The organism is Exiguobacterium sp. s5 (assembly GCF_018618075.1).
GTDB lineage: Bacteria > Bacillota > Bacilli > Exiguobacteriales > Exiguobacteriaceae > Exiguobacterium > Exiguobacterium mexicanum_A.
Genome location: NZ_JACSLK010000004.1, coordinates 172,311 through 190,434, shown reverse-complemented (window position 1 = coordinate 190,434; position 18,124 = coordinate 172,311). Strand labels below are relative to the sequence as shown.

At 52.5% G+C, this 18,124-nt stretch carries 21 protein-coding genes; 3 read left to right on the top strand and 18 right to left on the bottom strand.

All coding sequences use genetic code 11. The annotated features are described in order from the left end of the window. Nucleotides 1–9: 9 nt before the first annotated feature. The 6 genes from KNP60_RS10015 to KNP60_RS09990 are packed head-to-tail and all read right to left on the bottom strand — an operon-like array spanning nucleotide 10 to nucleotide 4,903. A complete protein-coding gene (locus KNP60_RS10015) occupies nucleotides 10–213 on the bottom strand; it encodes a hypothetical protein (RefSeq protein WP_214718588.1) in 204 nt (67 codons plus the stop codon). Further along, nucleotides 203–709, bottom strand: coding sequence for a QcrA and Rieske domain-containing protein (locus KNP60_RS10010; protein WP_034780593.1), 507 nt, complete (start codon nucleotides 707–709; stop codon nucleotides 203–205). The genes KNP60_RS10015 and KNP60_RS10010 overlap by 11 nt, the downstream gene beginning before the upstream one ends. Nucleotides 710–729: 20 nt before the next feature. Further along, a complete protein-coding gene (locus tag KNP60_RS10005) occupies nucleotides 730–1,272 on the bottom strand; it encodes a 4Fe-4S dicluster domain-containing protein (RefSeq protein ID WP_015880388.1) in 543 nt (180 codons plus the stop codon). Then, entirely contained in the window at nucleotides 1,269–3,515 is a 2,247-nt protein-coding gene (locus tag KNP60_RS10000) for a molybdopterin oxidoreductase family protein (protein WP_034780591.1), read from the bottom strand. The genes KNP60_RS10005 and KNP60_RS10000 overlap by 4 nt, the downstream gene beginning before the upstream one ends. Further along, the gene (locus KNP60_RS09995; protein WP_214797394.1) at nucleotides 3,508–3,795 is read right to left on the bottom strand and encodes a hypothetical protein; all 288 of its coding nucleotides are present in this window, start codon (nucleotides 3,793–3,795) and stop codon (nucleotides 3,508–3,510) included. Before KNP60_RS09995 ends, KNP60_RS10000 begins: the two co-directional genes overlap by 8 nt. Next, a complete protein-coding gene (locus KNP60_RS09990) occupies nucleotides 3,776–4,903 on the bottom strand; it encodes an MFS transporter (RefSeq protein WP_114164959.1) in 1,128 nt (375 codons plus the stop codon). Before KNP60_RS09990 ends, KNP60_RS09995 begins: the two co-directional genes overlap by 20 nt. Nucleotides 4,904–5,037: 134 nt before the next feature. On the opposite strand from KNP60_RS09990, the gene KNP60_RS09985 reads away from it, so the two are divergent. Next, nucleotides 5,038–5,409 carry a DUF3221 domain-containing protein gene (locus KNP60_RS09985; protein ID WP_214797393.1) on the top strand — a complete coding sequence of 124 codons (372 nt, stop codon included), beginning with the start codon at nucleotides 5,038–5,040 and terminating at the stop codon, nucleotides 5,407–5,409. Here the strand turns inward: KNP60_RS09985 and modB are convergent. The 6 genes from modB to KNP60_RS09955 form a co-directional block, all read right to left on the bottom strand. Beyond that, nucleotides 5,406–6,047 carry a molybdate ABC transporter permease subunit gene (gene modB, locus KNP60_RS09980; protein ID WP_034780578.1) on the bottom strand — a complete coding sequence of 214 codons (642 nt, stop codon included), beginning with the start codon at nucleotides 6,045–6,047 and terminating at the stop codon, nucleotides 5,406–5,408. The two genes, KNP60_RS09985 and modB, sit on opposite strands and share 4 nt — an antisense overlap. Beyond that, nucleotides 6,044–6,778: a molybdate ABC transporter substrate-binding protein gene (gene modA, locus KNP60_RS09975; RefSeq protein ID WP_034780575.1), complete on the bottom strand. Its 735-nt coding sequence runs from the start codon at nucleotides 6,776–6,778 to the stop codon at nucleotides 6,044–6,046. The genes modB and modA overlap by 4 nt, the downstream gene beginning before the upstream one ends. Nucleotides 6,779–6,885: 107 nt before the next feature. Continuing rightward, on the bottom strand, nucleotides 6,886–7,593 hold the full coding sequence (ric, locus tag KNP60_RS09970) for an iron-sulfur cluster repair di-iron protein (protein ID WP_029596325.1): 708 nt from the start codon (nucleotides 7,591–7,593) through the stop codon (nucleotides 6,886–6,888). A 147-nt stretch (nucleotides 7,594–7,740) separates the two neighbouring features. Next, the gene (aceA, locus tag KNP60_RS09965) at nucleotides 7,741–9,021 is read right to left on the bottom strand and encodes an isocitrate lyase (protein WP_431189069.1); all 1,281 of its coding nucleotides are present in this window, start codon (nucleotides 9,019–9,021) and stop codon (nucleotides 7,741–7,743) included. Nucleotides 9,022–9,087: 66 nt separating this feature from the next. Beyond that, on the bottom strand, nucleotides 9,088–9,384 hold the full coding sequence (locus KNP60_RS09960; RefSeq protein WP_214797392.1) for a hypothetical protein: 297 nt from the start codon (nucleotides 9,382–9,384) through the stop codon (nucleotides 9,088–9,090). After that, nucleotides 9,381–11,573: a malate synthase G gene (locus tag KNP60_RS09955; protein ID WP_251131380.1), complete on the bottom strand. Its 2,193-nt coding sequence runs from the start codon at nucleotides 11,571–11,573 to the stop codon at nucleotides 9,381–9,383. The genes KNP60_RS09960 and KNP60_RS09955 overlap by 4 nt, the downstream gene beginning before the upstream one ends. A 183-nt stretch (nucleotides 11,574–11,756) precedes the next feature. Here KNP60_RS09955 and KNP60_RS09950 point away from each other — a divergent pair, with 183 nt between their 5' ends. Continuing rightward, complete coding sequence (locus tag KNP60_RS09950; protein WP_214754336.1) at nucleotides 11,757–12,203, top strand: MarR family winged helix-turn-helix transcriptional regulator; 447 nt, start codon at nucleotides 11,757–11,759, stop codon at nucleotides 12,201–12,203. After that, a complete protein-coding gene (locus tag KNP60_RS09945; RefSeq protein WP_034780571.1) occupies nucleotides 12,200–12,835 on the top strand; it encodes a nitroreductase family protein in 636 nt (211 codons plus the stop codon). The genes KNP60_RS09950 and KNP60_RS09945 overlap by 4 nt, the downstream gene beginning before the upstream one ends. A gap of 36 nt (nucleotides 12,836–12,871) precedes the next feature. Here KNP60_RS09945 and KNP60_RS09940 read toward each other — a convergent pair whose 3' ends face one another. From KNP60_RS09940 to KNP60_RS09915, 6 genes are all read right to left on the bottom strand, one after another. Beyond that, nucleotides 12,872–13,534, bottom strand: a complete 663-nt coding sequence (locus tag KNP60_RS09940) for an NAD(P)H-dependent oxidoreductase (RefSeq protein WP_034780919.1) — start codon at nucleotides 13,532–13,534, stop codon at nucleotides 12,872–12,874. Between the two features lie 17 nt (nucleotides 13,535–13,551). Further along, nucleotides 13,552–14,163: a class I SAM-dependent methyltransferase gene (locus KNP60_RS09935; protein WP_214797390.1), complete on the bottom strand. Its 612-nt coding sequence runs from the start codon at nucleotides 14,161–14,163 to the stop codon at nucleotides 13,552–13,554. Beyond that, entirely contained in the window at nucleotides 14,160–15,167 is a 1,008-nt protein-coding gene (locus tag KNP60_RS09930; RefSeq protein WP_214710725.1) for an ABC transporter permease, read from the bottom strand. The genes KNP60_RS09935 and KNP60_RS09930 overlap by 4 nt, the downstream gene beginning before the upstream one ends. After that, complete coding sequence (locus KNP60_RS09925; protein ID WP_214754340.1) at nucleotides 15,164–15,838, bottom strand: ABC transporter ATP-binding protein; 675 nt, start codon at nucleotides 15,836–15,838, stop codon at nucleotides 15,164–15,166. The genes KNP60_RS09930 and KNP60_RS09925 overlap by 4 nt, the downstream gene beginning before the upstream one ends. A 39-nt stretch (nucleotides 15,839–15,877) precedes the next feature. Further along, the gene (locus KNP60_RS09920; protein WP_021068003.1) at nucleotides 15,878–16,606 is read right to left on the bottom strand and encodes a GntR family transcriptional regulator; all 729 of its coding nucleotides are present in this window, start codon (nucleotides 16,604–16,606) and stop codon (nucleotides 15,878–15,880) included. 80 nt (nucleotides 16,607–16,686) lie between these two features. Further along, nucleotides 16,687–18,111: a glycoside hydrolase family 1 protein gene (locus tag KNP60_RS09915; protein ID WP_214797389.1), complete on the bottom strand. Its 1,425-nt coding sequence runs from the start codon at nucleotides 18,109–18,111 to the stop codon at nucleotides 16,687–16,689. Nucleotides 18,112–18,124 lie beyond the last annotated feature (13 nt).

Below are 18,124 nucleotides of genomic sequence, written 5' to 3'. Positions count from 1 at the left end.
AGGGGAGGACTATTCTTTCGTACGATATTCAATTTTTTTCCAATATCGATATAATAAGCCGATCAATCCGACATTGATGACAGCGATGATCATATACAGTCGCATCGAGGCATGATCATACACCATGTAGCTCTCAATTGTATATTGCAAGAGTACCATGTTCGTCGCGAGCAATATGACCAATCCGATTAAACTCCAACCGTTACGCCCCATGATGAATCTCTCTTCCGACCGCAAAAATCTTCCCGTTCTCGATTTCAAGCAAGATTTTAGGGAGTTCCCGCTGCGGCGGACCGGCCTGTGGTTGGCCGTCGACACCGAAGTAACCACGGTGGCACGGACAGAGGAGTACGTCCTCCTCCTCTACGTAAAACACCGGGCACTGCAGATGGGTGCATTTGTTGTTATAGGCAACGAACTCACCATTCTTTAAATGAACGAGCAACGATGGTTCCGTACCCGGATATTCAAATTCGAGTGATTTCCCGCGCTCTAGCGCCTCGACCGTCGTGATGAACTGACGGTCAGTTCTCGGCTCGCTTCGAACGAAGGCCGCGATATTGAACGGGACGGTCGCGAGACCGAGTGCGATACCGGCGCCGAACGTTGATTTGATGAACGCCCGTCGATTCAGTTTCACGTCATCGGCCCGGCTCAAGTTATCGACGAGTGCGGATAACCGTTCCCGGTCTTTTGATTCATTTGACATAAGTCATCTTCCTTTCCATCTCAATCGGAATAGACGCCAAAGAATTCAGGGACGTAATTCCATTTATCGTCTTGCGAAGGCTTTTTCCCTTCGATCATGTTCATTTGGACGCGTTGACGACGGAGTTGCATCATCTCGTCATGGTCGATGAAGCGAATCGCATCTGACGGACAAACCGACGCACACATCGGCGCGATATCATGTTTGGAGCGGTCGTAACACATGTCGCACTTATACATCTTATTCTTCTCAAAGTCGAACTTCGGAATCCCGAACGGACAAGCGAACGTACAGTTCCGGCAGCCGATACATTTTTCTTCCGAAGCCGATAACACGACGCCCTCTGGCGTGATTTGAATCGCATTGGCCGGACACACTTGAGCACAAGCCGGATTTTTACACTGCATACAGATCATTGGGAACGTCTGACGGTTCTCCGAGAAATCGATATAATCCACATAGTTGCGCTCGAGCCCCTCGTGGTCCCCGCATTCGCGGCAAGCTGCCTGACAGGCCCGACAGCCGATACAACGTTCAAACTCTAAATACATGACCTTATTCATTTCGTATGAACCTCCTCATCCATGACGTGACAGCTCGTCGCAATCGCATGGTCCGCCATGAACGGCACGCTTGATCCGAGCGGGACCGTCAACGGATTAATGTGTAACGGGGTGTTGGCCGGTAACTTTTTCATTTGTACCGCACATACCTTGAACTCCGGCATGCGTGACATCGGATCGAGACACGGGTTCGTCAATTGATTGATGGCGAGCTCCTTGCCCCAATGATAAGGGACGAAGACCGTATCTTTTCGAATCGCCTTCGTCAAACGTGCTTCGACGACCATCGATCCGCGACGTGTGCGGAGTTCGACTTTGTCGCCCGTTTGAAGGCTATAACTTGATGCCAACTCCGGATGGATTTCCACGAACGGCAGTTTTGACATCGTGCTCAAGAAGTCGACACGGCGCGTCTGATTGCCCGACAAGTAATGGAAGACGACCCGCCCTGTCGTGAGCGTGACCGGATATTCTTCATTCGCATATTCACCGGCCGGCCGATATGTGACGACAGGCAAATTCGCTTTTCCGTTCGCCGTTCCAAACCGTTCTTTGAACATCGTCGGTGTGCCGGGATGATCTTCGGACGGACATGGCCAAAAGACACCATACTCGTCGTCGATTCGTTCCCATGTGATCCCAGAGTAGTCAGCCGCTCCACCTTTCGTCGCGATGCGGAACTCTTCCCAAATGTCACGCGCCGTCTCGTATGGGAAGTACTGTCCACGTCCCATCCGCTCAGCGATCCGCTTCATGATTTCCCAGTCTGGGAGCGAATCCCCGAGCGGTTCGCGCACTTTCCGGATTCGAATGACACGTCCTTCTAGGTTTGTCGTCGTCCCTTCGTCTTCGGCCCACGAACAAGCCGGTAAGACGACATCAGCGAACTCACAAGATTCCGACATGAAGAAGTCACTGACGACGAAGAAATCGAGTTTGTTGAAGCTGTCCCACACGTACGGAAGGTTCGGTGCTGAAACGGCTGGGTTCGAACACATGAGGTGCATCGCCCGAATCGTTCCCGCTTGAATCTCATCGAACATTTCGAACGCGGACACACCTGGTTTTGGCATCTCGGAAGGATCGATGCCCCAAACCCCGCTCACATATTCAACGGCTTTCGGGTCAGTTAATTTCCGGTAGCCTGGTAACAGGTCTGCTTTTTGTCCATGTTCTCGTCCACCCTGCCCGTTCCCTTGCCCCGTCATCGTGGCGACGCCCGAAGCAAACTTCCCAATCATGCCTCGTAAGAGCGCCATCGACGTATAGAGCGAGACATTGTCGACGCCTTTTGACTGTTGTTCGACGCCGCGGGCGAACAACATGACCGAACGTGGGCTCTTCCCGTAAATATGACCGGCCTTCTCGAGTTTTTCGATGGCGACACCGGTCACCTCACTTGTCCGCTCGAGCGTCCAGTCTCGGACCGACGCTTTCAACTCTTCGTAGTTATCGCAACGCTCATCCACGTACGCTTGATCAACATAATCGTGTTCGACTAAAAAGTTGAGCAGTCCCATCGCAAGCGCCGCATCCGTCCCTGGCTTCAAATCGAGATGGACATCGGCGACGCGCGCCATCGGAATTTCACGCGGGTCGGCGACGATGATTTTCGCGCCTTTGTCTTTCGCCTTCCAAATATGTTGTGTCGTCGTCGGATGACATTCGGCAATATTCGAACCGGCGACAAAGAATGTGTCGACGTGCTCGAACTCCGTCCATGGAAGCGTCGCTCCGCGGTCAATCCCAAGTGTCTTTAAGAAACCGCCGGCAGCTGACGACATGCAGAAGCGACCGTTGTAATCGATGAACCGTGTGCCGAGTGCGACCCGGGCATACTTCCCGACGAGGTAACATTTTTCATTCGTCATCGAGACGCCGCCGAAGACGGACACCGCATCTTTCCCATGCTCTCGTTGAATGCGTTTAAAGTTCGCTTCGATCACGTCGAGCGCTTCTTCCCATGTCGCTTTTTCAAACTTGCCGTTCCGTTTGATGAGCGGAGTCATGATGCGGTCCGGATGTTCGATCGTTTGATAGGCCGTGACGCCTTTCGGACAAAGTTTTCCTTTGTTGACCGGGAAATCGTAGCGTGGTTCAACGCCTTTGACGGCCCCAGTTTTCTCATCGACCCGGATATGCATGCCGCACTGCATGCCGCAGTAACAACAGTGGGTTGTAATCAATTTTTCGCCTGGTTTGATTAAGTTCTGTACTTCTGGCGACGTTAAAAAGTCACTCATCGTCTTCCCCTCCATAGAACGTTTCCGCTCTTCGTTTTGAAAATCCACTGACGTGATAGCCGTTAATCGTTTGAAGCGGATAATGCATCCCGTCACTTCCAGGCCGTCCGAGCGCCGAATCGAGCCGGGCCCGACGACGACAGCCGTGACAGAGGTCTTGGACCGTGTGTGCCGCATCGACTTTCACGAGTTGGTCCGACCCTTCGAGCAATTGTTTCACTTGTTCAATCTCTTCAAGCGTGCCGGTCGGTTCGCCGCACTTAACGCACTGGTGTCTCATCTTTTGCCTCACCTTTCGTCTCCTTCGGTCGGCCGAATCCTGGCATCGACATGCCCGTGTTCGTATCGACCGGGTGTGTCGGTAACTGTCCGTTCATCAAGTTCAATTGCATCTTCACACGCATCGAACGTCGACACGGTTGGCAGTAATCGGAGAGCTGGGTCCCGTCACTGAGCCCGAGCTGGATCGTCTGTGCTTGCAAAATCGCTTGGACGTCCTCGACTTGATTGTCCGTCGCATAACGGGTCCCGCACCCGGCGCAGACACGGGTCTCATCTGCTTCGACTTCCCGATAGTTCATCGGGACGCTGGCCGCCATCGGTCGGACCGGCAAGTGGAACAGTTTACCGAACGGGAAGTAACATAAAAAGATGATGACGGTCAATTGATGGAACAAGGCGAGCTCGTGATGGATGAAGCCTCCGAAGAACACGTACGAAACGGTCAACAACAACCCCGAGACAGTGACGATGAGCAACATGAGGAGCGGTAATATATCAAATTCGAACCGCTGTGTCACTTTCACGTCCTGGTCGTTGATCCGGCGATAGAGCGCCATGAGCACGCCGACGAGCAACATGAGCGCGGTGATGTTCAAGCCGTTATAGACGAGCTCGGCGAACAACCCGTGCGCGGCCATCTTGATGGTCGGGATGTTAAAGACGACAATCTGATACGTCTCGATATCAATCAAATCAAACCGCATCCATTGGAACGTCAACCCGAATGTGATGGCGAACGACCCGAGACATCCCCAGGCGATCAACATATGTTGGGTCCAGCGGTACCAGCCACGTTCCCAGATGAACTTCTGTAAGACGATGTTGTTGACGGTCGTGGCGGCGACGGCTTTACTGGCCCGTTTCTTTTCTGCCTTCATTTGTTTGAGGCTCCGCTTCAATACTTGTGAGGTGGCCGGCCGTGCAAAAAATAACGTCAAGCGGACGACCATCCCAATCATGCAAATGACGGCGGCGATATAGTAGCCGAACAGCGCCATGTCTACGTGCTCAAATCCTGCCGAGGCAATCCATGTCGAGAGCACCAAGACGGTGAATCCTACGAACGACCACTTTGCGGCGGTCGAATAAAAATAACGATCGGACATATGTGTTCCCCCTTCTCTTTCCGAGCGACTTCATAGTTTCATCATAAAGATGACATCTCGACTTAACTGTTACTTTTTTCACAGATAAGCGATTCGAGACGTGACAGAATAATGAACGAAGGAGGCGTTCCCTTATGAAATCATCGCTTAAAATCATGTTATTCCTCACCATCGCGGCCATGCTCGTCGTCTTTTCCATCGGTTTCGTCTTCGCCAATCGAGCGACGACCGAACCAGATGTCGAGGGGTATGTGATTGAAATAAATGAATCTGACCGCACCGCACTCGTCATCAGCGGAATTACCGCAGAAGAGGCCACACTCTCTCCTGACACCTTGTTCGCGCAAAGCGAACCGGAAGACGTAAGCTGGTTCAAGTTTCAAGTGAAAGCCACGTTCAAGCAAATCGCTGTCGGGGACCACGTCCACATTTGGAAAAAGACCGGTCCGAGTATCTTAAATACTCCGAACCGGTCTTATGTGAAAAAAGTCGACGTGATCGACTAATATGAACGCTTGCCATAACGTTCACTCAGCCAGAGGACTAAAAACGCCAAACCAACCAACCATCCGCTCCAGACGAGTGCCTGGGTCATATCACCGTTGATTGTCGCCATATAAATCGCTGTGGCGAGCGTCATCGTCTCGCCCGGGATATTTCCGGCAATCATCATCGTAATCCCAAACTCGCCGATTGATCGGGCGAAGCCGAGGACGAAGCCGCTCGTCAACGCAGGTAACAGCAGCGGAATCGTCACGTAGGTGAACAGTTGACGCTCTGACCCGCCGAGCACGCGTCCGGCCTCATACCATTCCGCATCGAGTTGTTTGAGACCGAGACGAATCGTTTGGTAGATGAGTGGGAACGCGGCCAAGGCGGACGCGATGACGTTCGCCTGTTTGGTGAACAAGATAGTAATCGGTAACAATCCGCCGATCCCGTTGTTCCCGAGGACAATCAAGGCGTATAGTCCGATGACTGTCGGCGGCAAGATGAGCGGCAGTAAAAACACCGTCTCCAGCAGCCGCTTTCCTTTGAATTGACGGTGATGCATGAAATAGGCCGCTCCGAAGGCGAGGACGAAGGCGCTCACCGTCGCCATCATCCCGACTTCGAATGTGAGTTGAAGTGGAGATTGCGTCATTTAGAAAATCCTTTCGCTAAAAAGTGAGCTTGGATATCATCGTCAAACAAACGCGCGTAAACATCGCGCACGTATGGGTTGTGCGTCAATCGGACCGCCGGATACGCGATCGTACCCGTCGCTTCAAACGGGACCGCCTGAAGCGACTCGACGTCCGTCGTCAGTTCCGTCTTATAGACAAATCCCGCATTGGCGTCGCCTTGTTCGATGAGCGTCAACACTTGTCTCACATTCTGGGCGAACATGATTCGTGGTTCCACTTCTTCCCACACGCCTTCCACTTCTAGCGCCGCTTTCGCGTAGCGACCGGCCGGGACATTGACCGGGTCACCGATGACGATCCGAGCACATGCGTTTAAGTCGTCCCACGTCTCCGCGCACGGATTCCCTTTCGGTGTCACGAGCCACAGCTCGTTATGCAAAAACGCATCCCGCTCTAGAATCGGGATTTGTAATCGGTCGACATCATCAACGCTCGCGGCTAAAAAGATATCTGCCGGAGACCCGTGATCGATTTGTGCTCGCAAGGCGCCGCTCCCGTTCGTCACGACCCGAACGTCGATCCCATCGAATTCCGCTTCAAGTTGTCGCTCTACCGCTTCTAAAGCCGGTCCTAAGCTTGCCGCCGCCAAAATGGTCACGGTGGTGTCCTCCGAATCTGAACTCGACCAGACTTGACTTAGTAATAAGGCGACCGTCACCCCTACGATGACTCCACTCACCCGTTTCATGATTAATCACTCCTTTGCCTCCCCTTTATCGTAGCGCTTGATTTGCCTCCCATCTGTATCAAACGTCACAAAAAGACACCCCCACGTAAGTAGAGGTGTGCCACTGCTTAAGCGAACGTGCGCGCCCGCGGGAATAAAATGTTGTTTTCGAGATGAATGTGTTCAAATGTATCCGATTCGAGCGCTTCTAACCGTTGATAGACAAGACGATACGTCCCACACGCTCCTTCAGGCGGCGTATAGTCGTTCGTGATTTGACGCAACTCTTTTAAAATGTCACCGGCTGCCGCGTGTTCTGACTCGAGCGAGGCCAAGATGTCATCAAGCTCCCGTCTCGTTTCAGCTGTCGGTGCCGTCTCGTGACGAAGCAACGTCGGGAAGTCTTCTGTCTCTTCTTTGACGATATGTTGTTCAAGTTCCACTTTCAATTGATTGAACAGTTGATGAATGCGTCCGAGGTGCGGATGGTTTTGTCCGTGAACCCGGAACACTTTTGTCACATATGGTGTGAGCTGTGGCAATTCGTCCGTCAAAAACTGGTGATGCTTATAAATGATGTGCTCAATCAATTCCGATGAAGAAGCGGCATCCCAATCGATGCTCTTCTCGTTCATCTCTTGCTTGCGTTGATAGAGCGCATTAACTTCTTCTAAAATGTCTTCCGTCGACCGTTTCGATTTATCAGTCGCTTCAGCGAGTGGTCGGTTGCCGCCACAACAAAAATCGATTCGGTTCCGTTTGAAAATGTCTGCCGCTTGCGGGCATTGTTTGACGATTTCAGATACGTGCGTATCGCCCGTGAATGTCTGTGTCATCTGTCATAACCTCCATATTCATTTTGACATGTTCAGCGTAGCAAGAGTTTGACGACAAAAATGTGAAATACGTCACATTTAAGTGAACAGGATGCACGCGTTCTGAATTTGGACACAAAAAAAGCCCCTCTTGTGGAGGGGCGACGCTTAATGGGACGGCGCTTCAAATTGTTCTGCCTCGGTCGAACCGGCCAGCGCCGTCGTTGACGACTGGCCTCCCGAGATGACGAGAGACACCTCATCGAAATACCCGGTCCCGACCTCACGTTGGTGACGTGTCGCCGTATAACCGTGCTGTTCTGCACTGAATTCGGCCTGTTGCAGTTCCGAGTAGGCGGCCATCCCGCGGTCTTTATACCCGCGTGCGAGTTCGAACATTCCGAAGTTGAGCGAGTGGAAGCCAGCGAGCGTGACGAATTGGAACTTATATCCCATCGCACCAATCTCTTGTTGGAACGTTGCGATCTCCTCATCCGACAGCTTTTTCTTCCAATTGAATGAAGGCGAACAGTTGTAAGCGAGAAGTTTGCCCGGATACTTCGCATGAATCGCATCCGCGAATTGACGCGCTTCGTCCAAATCAGGCTCGGACGTCTCGCACCAGACGAGGTCGGCGTACGGTGCATAGGCGAGACCGCGCGCGATCGCCTGTTCAATTCCCGCCTCGGTCCGGTAAAAGCCTTCCGGCGTCCGGTCACCGACGATGAACGGATGGTCGATTGGGTCGATGTCGCTCGTAATCAAATTCGCTGCGTGAGCATCCGTCCGGGCGACGATAATCGTCGACACCCCCATGACGTCTGCCGCAAGCCGTGCGGCAATCAAGTTCTTCACGGCCGTCTGTGTCGGCAGCAACACTTTGCCACCGAGGTGACCGCACTTCTTCTCCGACGACAGTTGATCTTCTAAGTGAACACCGGCGGCGCCCGCCTCGATCATCGCCTTCGTCAACTCGAAGACGTTGAGCACACCACCGAAACCGGCCTCCATGTCAGCGACAATCGGGGCGAACCAATGCGTATCGCCTTTCCCTTCCGCCGTTTGAATTTGATCGGCCCGTTGAAGCGCCTGGTTAATCCGTTTGACGACGCTCGGCACCGAGTTAGCCGGGTACAGGCTTTGGTCCGGGTACATGTGACCCGACAAGTTCGCATCGGCGGCGACTTGCCATCCGCTCAAATAGATGGCTTCGAGGCCCGCCTTCACTTGCTGGATGGCCTGATTTCCCGTCAATGCGCCGAGCGCGTGAACGTAATCTCGTTCATGGAGTAACTCCCATAACCGTTCCGCTCCTTTTGTCGCGAGCGTATGCTCGATTAGGACAGACCCCCGAAGTCTCATCACGTCTTCGACCCCATATGGACGTTCGACCCCGTTAAACCGTTCCGACTGTAACATATCCTCTAGCTGCATTTGTTGTTCGTTCATATCCATTCCTCCTGTATTATATTAATTTATATATTTACTGTTTGTTATATAACAGATGGTGCAAACTTAATCCAAGTATGCACAGCATTCGAGCGCCGCTTTGAATGACGAGTGCTCCATACCGCAGCAACGACAGACGTTTTCTTCGTCACGATCTTCTGGTTTACGGAATATGACGACCTCTTCGACCGGCTCTCTCATGATTTGGAGCGACCCGTCGGTCCGGTCGAGCACAAGGCGCATCAAATCGTTCCCATAGACGAACGCCGTGTTAGCGAGCGCCGCTGTCGATTCCCCCGAGACGATCCGACGGACGACCCAACGTTCAATCAACTGTTCGCTTTCGATTTTTTTCGTTGTCATGATGATGCTCCTCCTTTTAAATTCGGTTCTAATGTCACTTGTTGTAAAAACTGTCGGCGGCGCCGGTGCAAAATCGGTTCCGTATATCCGTTCGGCGACTCGTCGCCTTCAAACACTAACTCTTTCGCCGCTTGATAGGCGATAGAGCGGTCTACATCTGGCGTCATCGGACGATAGTGCGGATCTTCCGCGTTTTGCGCGTCGACGACCTCGGCCATCCGGTAAAGCGTCGCTTCGACTTGTTCACGGCTACAGACTCCATGGTATAGCCAGTTGGCGACATGTTGACTCGAAATACGAAGTGTTGCTCGGTCTTCCATTAATCCGACATGATGAATATCTGGCACTTTGGAGCAACCGACACCTTGCTCGATCCAACGGACGACATATCCGAGCAACCCTTGCAGGTTGTTCTCGAGCTCCTCGTTCACTTCCTCATCTGTATAGAGACGCGTGGCGAGTGGTATCTCGAGCAGACGCCCTCGCTCACTTGCTGGATCAAACGAACGATTCGCCAACTCACGCTGAACGTCAAACGCATCGACTTGATGGTAATGCAGCGCATGAAGCGTGGCCGCCGTCGGGGACGGCACCCAAGCCGTCGTCGCCCCGGACCGGACATGATTGCTTTTTTCACGCATCATATCGCGCATCCGATCGGGCATCGCCCACATCCCTTTCCCGATTTGCCCGTGTTGATGGAATCCTGCGTCAAGCCCGATCTGGACATTCAGACGTTCATAAGCATCGAGCCACTCCGAGGTCTTCATCTCGCCTTTCTTGCGCATCGGTCCGAGCGTGAGCGAGGAGTGAATCTCATCGCCCGTCCGGTCGAGGAATCCGGTATTGATGAAGACGATGCGTTCCTTCACTTGCTCGATACAGTTCTTCAAATTAAGCGACGTGCGTCGCTCCTCGTCCATCACGCCGACTTTGAGCGTGTGACGCGGTAACTCGAGTACATCTTCAATCGCATCGAACAAGTCGTTCGTGAACGCGACTTCTTTCGAGCCATGCATCTTCGGTTTGACGATATAGATGGAGCGTTCGCGGGAATTTCGTCTGGTATCAAGGTGGCGGCTCGCGATGAGCGCAGTGAAAATCCCGTCCAAAATCCCTTCCGGTACTTCACGTCCTTCCGCGTCGAGCATCAAGTCTGTCGTCATCAAGTGCCCGACGTTTCGAATAAAGAGGAGCGATCGGCCCGGAAGCGTGACTTCACGCCCGTCTTTCCCGACATACTTCCGGTCAGGGTTCAACTTCCGAGTGAGCGGCCGACCTCCTTTCGTGAACGTTGCTTCGAGCGTTCCGTCCATCAGGCCTAGCCAGTTCGCGTAAAGGTGGACCTTGTCTTCCGCCCGAACAGCGGCAACCGAGTCTTCACAGTCGACGATGGCAGACAAGGCGGACTCGAGTTCGATATCAATGAGCCCTGCTCGATCGACCCGTCCGATTGGGTGGTCCCGGTCAAACTTCAACTCGGCGTGAATCCCGTTATGGACGAGCAAGAGCTTATTCGGATCACTTGTTTCCCCGACATAGCCGACGAGACACTCGTCTTGAAACGCGATGCGGTTCCCTTCGATGATGGCGTATGGACTGCCCTCTGACACGAGATAGCCGTTCGCTTCTTCGTGCGAGCCCTCCCGGAGCGGAAATGTATCGTCGAGAAACTGTTTGGCATAGGCGATGACCGCTTCGCCGCGAACTGGATTATAGCCGCTCGACTTCGTTTTCCCGTCCTCTTCGTCGATGACGTCCGTTCCGTACAAGGCGTCATAGAGGCTTCCCCAGCGAGCGTTCGCCGCGTTCAATGCATAGCGTGCATTGTCGAGCGGAACGACAAGCTGCGGTCCGGCTTGCCTTGTAATTTCTGAGTCGACACCCGTAACGTCGATGTTGAAATCGGGGACGGCTGCTTCGATGTAATCGATGGACCGAAGGAAACGCTCGTAGTCTTCCATGTCAAACGCTTGCTTATGCTCGCTGTACCACCCCTGTAATAGTCGCTCATATGACTCACGTTCGTGAAGCATTGCCTCATTGCGAGGAATGAACTCATCGAGTAGGCGCCCGACCCCAGCCCAAAATTGTTGGTGTGCCTCTTCTTCAGGCAATATACGAGCCGAGATGAAATCGAGCAACGTTTCATGTACGTGATAAGTACCTACTTGTTTGTAATGTTCCAAGCCGTCACATCCTCTCATTCAATTGTTATATATCAGTTGACTTTAATATAGACTATTATATAACAGTTTGACAACAGTTTTTTTGAAACTTTTTATTTGCGATCTATTTCAAAACCGATTAGTATACATTGTGTGACCTATCAATGATTGATTCATCAATTAGTTTTTGAAGGAGGATATCCGATGCGCGACGCTTGTTCGCTCAGCGATGAGATTCTCTACCACGTCATCACCGTACAAAAAGAACTGGCCCAACTGTTCGATACGGAAATGGACGGGCTCAGCTCGACCCGCTTCGATATTTTAAGCAACTTGCATCACGTCGGCCCTTTGCGTCAGCGTGAACTGCAACAACGGGTCGGCGTCGATCATGCCGCCATCACGCGACATTTGAAACAGCTCGAGGCACAGGGCTTGATTACGCGCGAACGCTGCCTCCAAGACAATCGGGTCATCTTTGTTGATTTGACCGATGTCGGTCGGGAGCGGATTGCACATTGGACCGAGCAAAAGAAGTGCTTATCGGACCGTCTTTTTGTAAACATGAAGGTAGAGGAGCAACGACAGTTACTCGAACTTTTAAATACGTTACAAACCAACATTCAACATGAAAGGAAGACCCTTATATGAACACGACAACACAGAAAGACTTTATGGAAATCCTCAAAGGACGCCGCTCGATTCGCGTCTATGATGAGAACGTCAAAATCTCAAAAGAAGAGATGACACAAATCCTGGAGGAAGCGACGACGGCACCGTCATCACTTAACCTGCAACCATGGCGCTTCGTCGTCATCGATAGCGCAGAAGGCAAAGATACTCTCCTTCCGCTCGCAAGCTTCAACAAACGCCAAGTGGAGACGTCATCAGCCGTCATCGCCATCTTTGCCGACTACCAGATGGCCGATTACACACAAGAGATCTTTGATACGGCTGTCGAGCGTGGCCTCATGCCACCAGAAGTCCGCGACCGTCAAGTTGACATGATCAAAGGCATCTTCAAAGACGCACCGAAAGAGTCTGTCAAAGACAGCATCTTGCTCGACTCCGGTCTCGTCGCGATGCAACTCATGCTCGTCGCCCGTGCTCACGGCTACGACACAAACCCGATCGGTGGCTATGACAAAGCGAACATCGCGGAAGCGTTCGGCCTCGAGAAAGAGCGCTACCTTCCGGTCATGCTCCTCTCAATCGGAAAAGCCGCGGAAGACGGTTACCAATCGGTCCGCTTCCCAATCGACCGCATCACCGACTGGAAATAAGCAAAAGCTCAAGCGCCTCGGCGCTTGAGCTTTTTTTCATCCGATGTATTTGACGACTTCATTGAAATCGCGACGTGTCTTCGGCGCGAAGTCGCGGGCCCGATGTCCGAACGCGACCATGACCGAGAGCGACCAGGCACCTCGTTCCATGACCCCTTCCGAGATCAATAATTCATCGATGTCTGCCTGATTGAACCCTTCAATCGGACATGAGTCGACGCCGATCTGTGCGGCGGCTGTCATCATGTTGCCGAGCGGGATGTACGTCTGACGTTTAATCCACTCTTGGAACACACGCTCGTCGTCCAACAGTCGATAATCTTGTTCCTGGAACTCACGGACCCGTTTTACCCGAAGGGCGTACTCGTCCTCGGTCCGTCCTTGGACGTCCGTGACGATGTGACGGATGTAGTCCGAGTCGTAGCGCATCGCTTCAGGCGTCCGCGCCAAGATCAACACGAAATGGCTCGCCGTTAACGCCTGTCCTTGGGCACCCCACGCGTGGTCTTTGATCTTCCGGAGCAAGTCTTCGCGACGAATGACGACGAACTGCCAAGGCTCGAAGCCGAACGAACTCGGTGATAAGCGACCCGTCTCCAGAATGAATTCGAAATCTTCCTCATCGATTTTGCGGTCCGCGTCGAACTCTTTCGTCGCTTGACGCCAACGATACGCATCTAAAATATCTTCTTTTTTCACGATGATCCACTCCCCATTTACCAAGATGACTCCATCATATCAAAACGATAAATAAGAAAGCGCTCATGGAGATTCTTTAACGGCAAGCGAACGTCCTGTACGTAGCGGAAAGGCGTCTCGTCATTCAAAAAATGTAAGTACTCATCGGCCGGATAATAGAGGATGAGGTCGACCGGACGCTGTGCGCGCTCGACCGACTCGATGATGTTCGCAACGACCTGCCGGAACACGTTCACCGAGAACGGGTTGAAGAAATAAAAGCGGTTCGCCTCAGCCGGCACCTCAAACTGTTCGGCGTAGCCGCGGACGAGCTGGACACTGCCACGCGTCCGGTGTTTCTTGGCGTAGTTCATCCAATTCTCAAGTGCCGCTTCGTGGAAGCCACCATCCATCTCGATGCCAATGGTCCGAACTCGGAACGTATAGGCGAGATAAAACGGGAGGCGCCCTTTCCCCGATCCGAAGTCGACGACCGTGTCCGTGGCCGCGAGCGGATAGGCGTCACGCAACAAGTCGAGCGCCTCATACGGGGTCGGTTCATAGCGATGATATTCAGCCGAGGCCGGGAATCCTTGTTGCGGTTTCGCCGTCTCGATTTGGAGCAATCGTTCATAGTCTTGTTCAGTCATGAATGTGTCCTTTCTTGGATGGCACGGAAAAACGGATGCCGCTCCATCTCTTGTTTAAACGCCTGTCGTTCTTGCCACATCACATAGCCGACGTAGAGCGGGATGAGCAACTTAAACCAACTCGGTACGAGGAGCATCCCCGTGACGGCAAGCGGGATGAGACGCAGCCATAAGTTCCGATGACGCGGCGTCCGTATATAAAGTAAGATGGCCGTCGTGCGCCGAGCGGTCCCAAACCGATTCGGTCTCGGTCGATAGAGCGGACGCTTGCGCCGGCTCGGCTTCTCGATGGCGCCCGACGTCGATAATAATGCCCGGTCAAAGGCGGTACGCAACGCCTCACTACGTTCGAGTTCTTGGCTAAGATATGGGTGGCGTGACAGCCACCCTTCTCCGACATACATCGCAAATGCAACAAGACCACTGCCGAGTACGGCCGACCATAAAGGTGAGTCGATGAGGAGCGCATACATACAAACGAACGTCACACACGTGGCCGTAACTCGTAACATCCAATGGCTGCGCCGGACCGTCAACTGATAACGGATCCACGTATGAATCCCGGTCAAAAATAGGAGGCTGATCCCGAATGCGAATATAGAGGCAACGGACCAACCGTCAAGCCAAAGCACGGGCATGAACGCCGACAAAACAAAGAGGAACATTGCACCGAGTTTGAGGGCTTGATAGAGCAACGAATCGTGCTTCAATTTATCAATCAAAGAACGTTTGGCCACCAGCGTCACGTCCGCCCGTTCGACCCAGACGAAAAACGGATTTCTGAGGAGGACGATTCCAATTCCAAGCGCCCAAACGAACATCGGCACCTGACTCACCCACTCGATTTCGCCTTGCCAAAGCAATCGGTATTGATACCCAAGAAAGATGGCAAACGGAATGACGCCATACAGAACGACTGTCCAATCCAAGATGAGCCGCCACGTCTTCCACTGCTTGGTCACATGGGTACGGACACGTCTAACGAACAGCTGATGTTCATTCATCGCATGACCACATCTTCCATCATCTCGAACAGCGACTCGCCTTCGGTTTGCAGGCTGAGACGCAACTCTTCTTTTGTCCCGCCCGCGAGCATGCGTCCGTCATCAATCCAGACGAAGCGGTCGCATAACCGCTCTGCCGTATCGAGGACGTGGGTGACGAGAAGCACCCCGGTGCCTTGACGACGTTCCGCTTCAAGTAAACGAAGCAGCTGGATCGTCGTCGTCGCATCGAGTCCGACGAACGGTTCGTCGACAAGGAGAAACTTCGCTTCTTGGATGAGCGCCAAGAGAATCATCGCTTTTTGCTTCATCCCTTTTGAGAACGAGGCGATATAATCGTGGCGGACCGTCTCGAGCCGAAACAACCGGATCAGTTCTTCCGTCCGCTCACGATTATCAACGTCCGTCAATTCCAACACGAGAGCGATATGTTCCTCGAGCGTCAAATAGTCATAGTACACCGGTTGCTCCGGGATGTAGGCGTAGCGGTCGATTTGCACCGTTCCACGCATCCACGGGATCGTTCCGATGAGACAGGCGAGCGTCGTGCTCTTCCCGGCCCCGTTCGACCCAATCATCCCGACGATTTCGCCCGGCCGGACCTCAAATTCGATGTCCTCAATGACCGACTCACCGTGTTCATACCCGGCTTGTTCAATGTGAACGTTCATGAGAACCTCCTTCGCAAAAAGTCGCCTTTTCAGGCGACGTCATCGAACGATATTGACCGAAGAGAAGACGAACTTGTCATAGCGGTGCCGAGCGAATGAGTATTCGAACGGTTTCCCGTTACTCAAGTAAACGACTTGTTCGACCTCGATGATTGGGTCGGTAATGTCATTCTTCAAGTAACGTTGATCATATTCGTCAGGCTTATCGGCCCGAATCATCTTGTGTGAGCTCGTGATCGTGTAGCCGAGCTCCTGTTGGATGTAGCTATAGACCGACTTCTCCAAAATTTTACGCGACAGTCCTGTAATTAGATTGGCGACCATGTACGTCAATTCGATGACGTACGGCTCTTCGTCCACATAGCGGACACGACGAATCTCATAGACCGGTTCCGTCAGCTCAATCATCAAATGGTCGGCGACTTCCTGGGTCGGGAACTTCACTTCAAAATCGAGCACTTCACTGCGCAAACTGCGGTCGCCGATGACTTGCGTCAATCCTCTCGTCTCTTTACTGATGATGTTGATGCGCTCTTTTTGGAAACTGGCCGGCAAAATGAACGTCCCTTTGCCACGCTTCCGATAAATCAAGCCTTCCATCACGAGAATCTCAAGAGCGCGCTTCATCGTCATGCGGCTGACACCAAACTCTTCTGCCAATTGAATCTCATCTGGAAGCGGTGTTTCGAGTTCATAAGCCTGTTCATTGATGCGATGCCGAATCTCGTCAGCAATCGATTCATATTTTGGTTTTTTCTTTGTAGACATATTCCACCTCATGTATAGACATATACAAATAATATATCAAAAAAAGCTGACAAAGAGTAGGTCCTTGTCAGCTTTTCCTATTAATCTGTAAATCCATGATTGGCAATCACTTGTTTGAACCAGTGACCAGACTTTTTAACGCTCCGCTCTTGGGTCGCCAAGTCGACACCGACGAACCCGTAACGGTTCTTATAGGCGTTGCTCCATGACCAGTTGTCCATGAACGTCCATAAATGGTACCCTTTCACGTTCGCGCCTTCTTCGAGCGCCCGATGCGTCCACTTCAAGTGTTCACGAATGAAGTCGATCCGGTAGTCGTCTTGGACGCTTCCGTCGGCGTCACGGTAACGCTCTTCTCCTTCGACGCCCATCCCGTTCTCAGAAATGAAGCAGGGGATGTTGCCGTAGTTATCTTTCAAGTTGATCAAGATGTCATAAACGCCCTGCTCATAAATTTCCCAACCACGATACGGGTTCATCTTACGACCCGGCATCTCATAGAAGTCGAACAGATTCTCAGGCAGGAACGGCGCATCAGGATTCGGAAGCGACGCCTTTGCCTTGACCCGACGCGGTTGATAGTAGTTGATGCCAAGAAGGTCAATCGTATTGGCCCGAATGAGATCCAAGTCTCCAGGTTGCATCTCCGGCATCGCGTCTTGTTCCTGTAACACGTCGATGAGCTCTTCAGGGAACGTCCCGAGCACGGACGGGTCCAAGAACGAGCGGTTGAAGATGGCGTCGGCCAAGCGTGACGCCTTCACATCGGCCGGATGTTGGCTGCGCGGATACGACGGTGTCAAATTCAGGATGATCCCGATTTGACCGGCCTGTCCCTGCTCCCGGTACGCCTGAATGGCGAGCGCGCTCGATAAGATCGAATGGTAAGCGACTTGGACGGCACGCTTGAAATCGACGACGTTCGGATAGTGGAAATCGTACAAGTAGCCACCTTCGACCGGCACGATTGGTTCGTTATGGGTGAACCATGTCGTCACACGGTCTCCGAAAAGTTCGAAACACGTCTTCGCGAACTGTACGTAAGCGTCGACGACGTCACGTGACTCCCAGCCGCCTCGGTTTTGAAGCGCCATCGGCATGTCGAAGTGATATAAGTTGATGAACGGCTCGATGCCATGATCGATGAGGCAATTGATCACATTGTTATAAAACGCGATCGCCTCTTCATTCACCTCACCGACGCCGTCTGGGAATAGACGTGACCACGAAATCGAGAAGCGGAACGTGTTATGCCCGAGCTCTTTCATGAGCGCGATATCTTGCTCGTACAAATGATAGAAGTTAGACGCTTCGGTCGCGCTGACGCCATTGAAAAATCGGTTCGGTTGTTGCATATACCAGTAATCCCAAATATTTAAGCCTTTGCCGCCTTCAAACGCCGCACCTTCCATTTGCGTCGCCGAAGAGGCCGTCCCCCACCAAAAATCGGTCGGGAATTGATACGTCACTGCTGCTGATGTTTTCGTTTCTGTCGGGTTCGTCATAAACTCTCTCTCC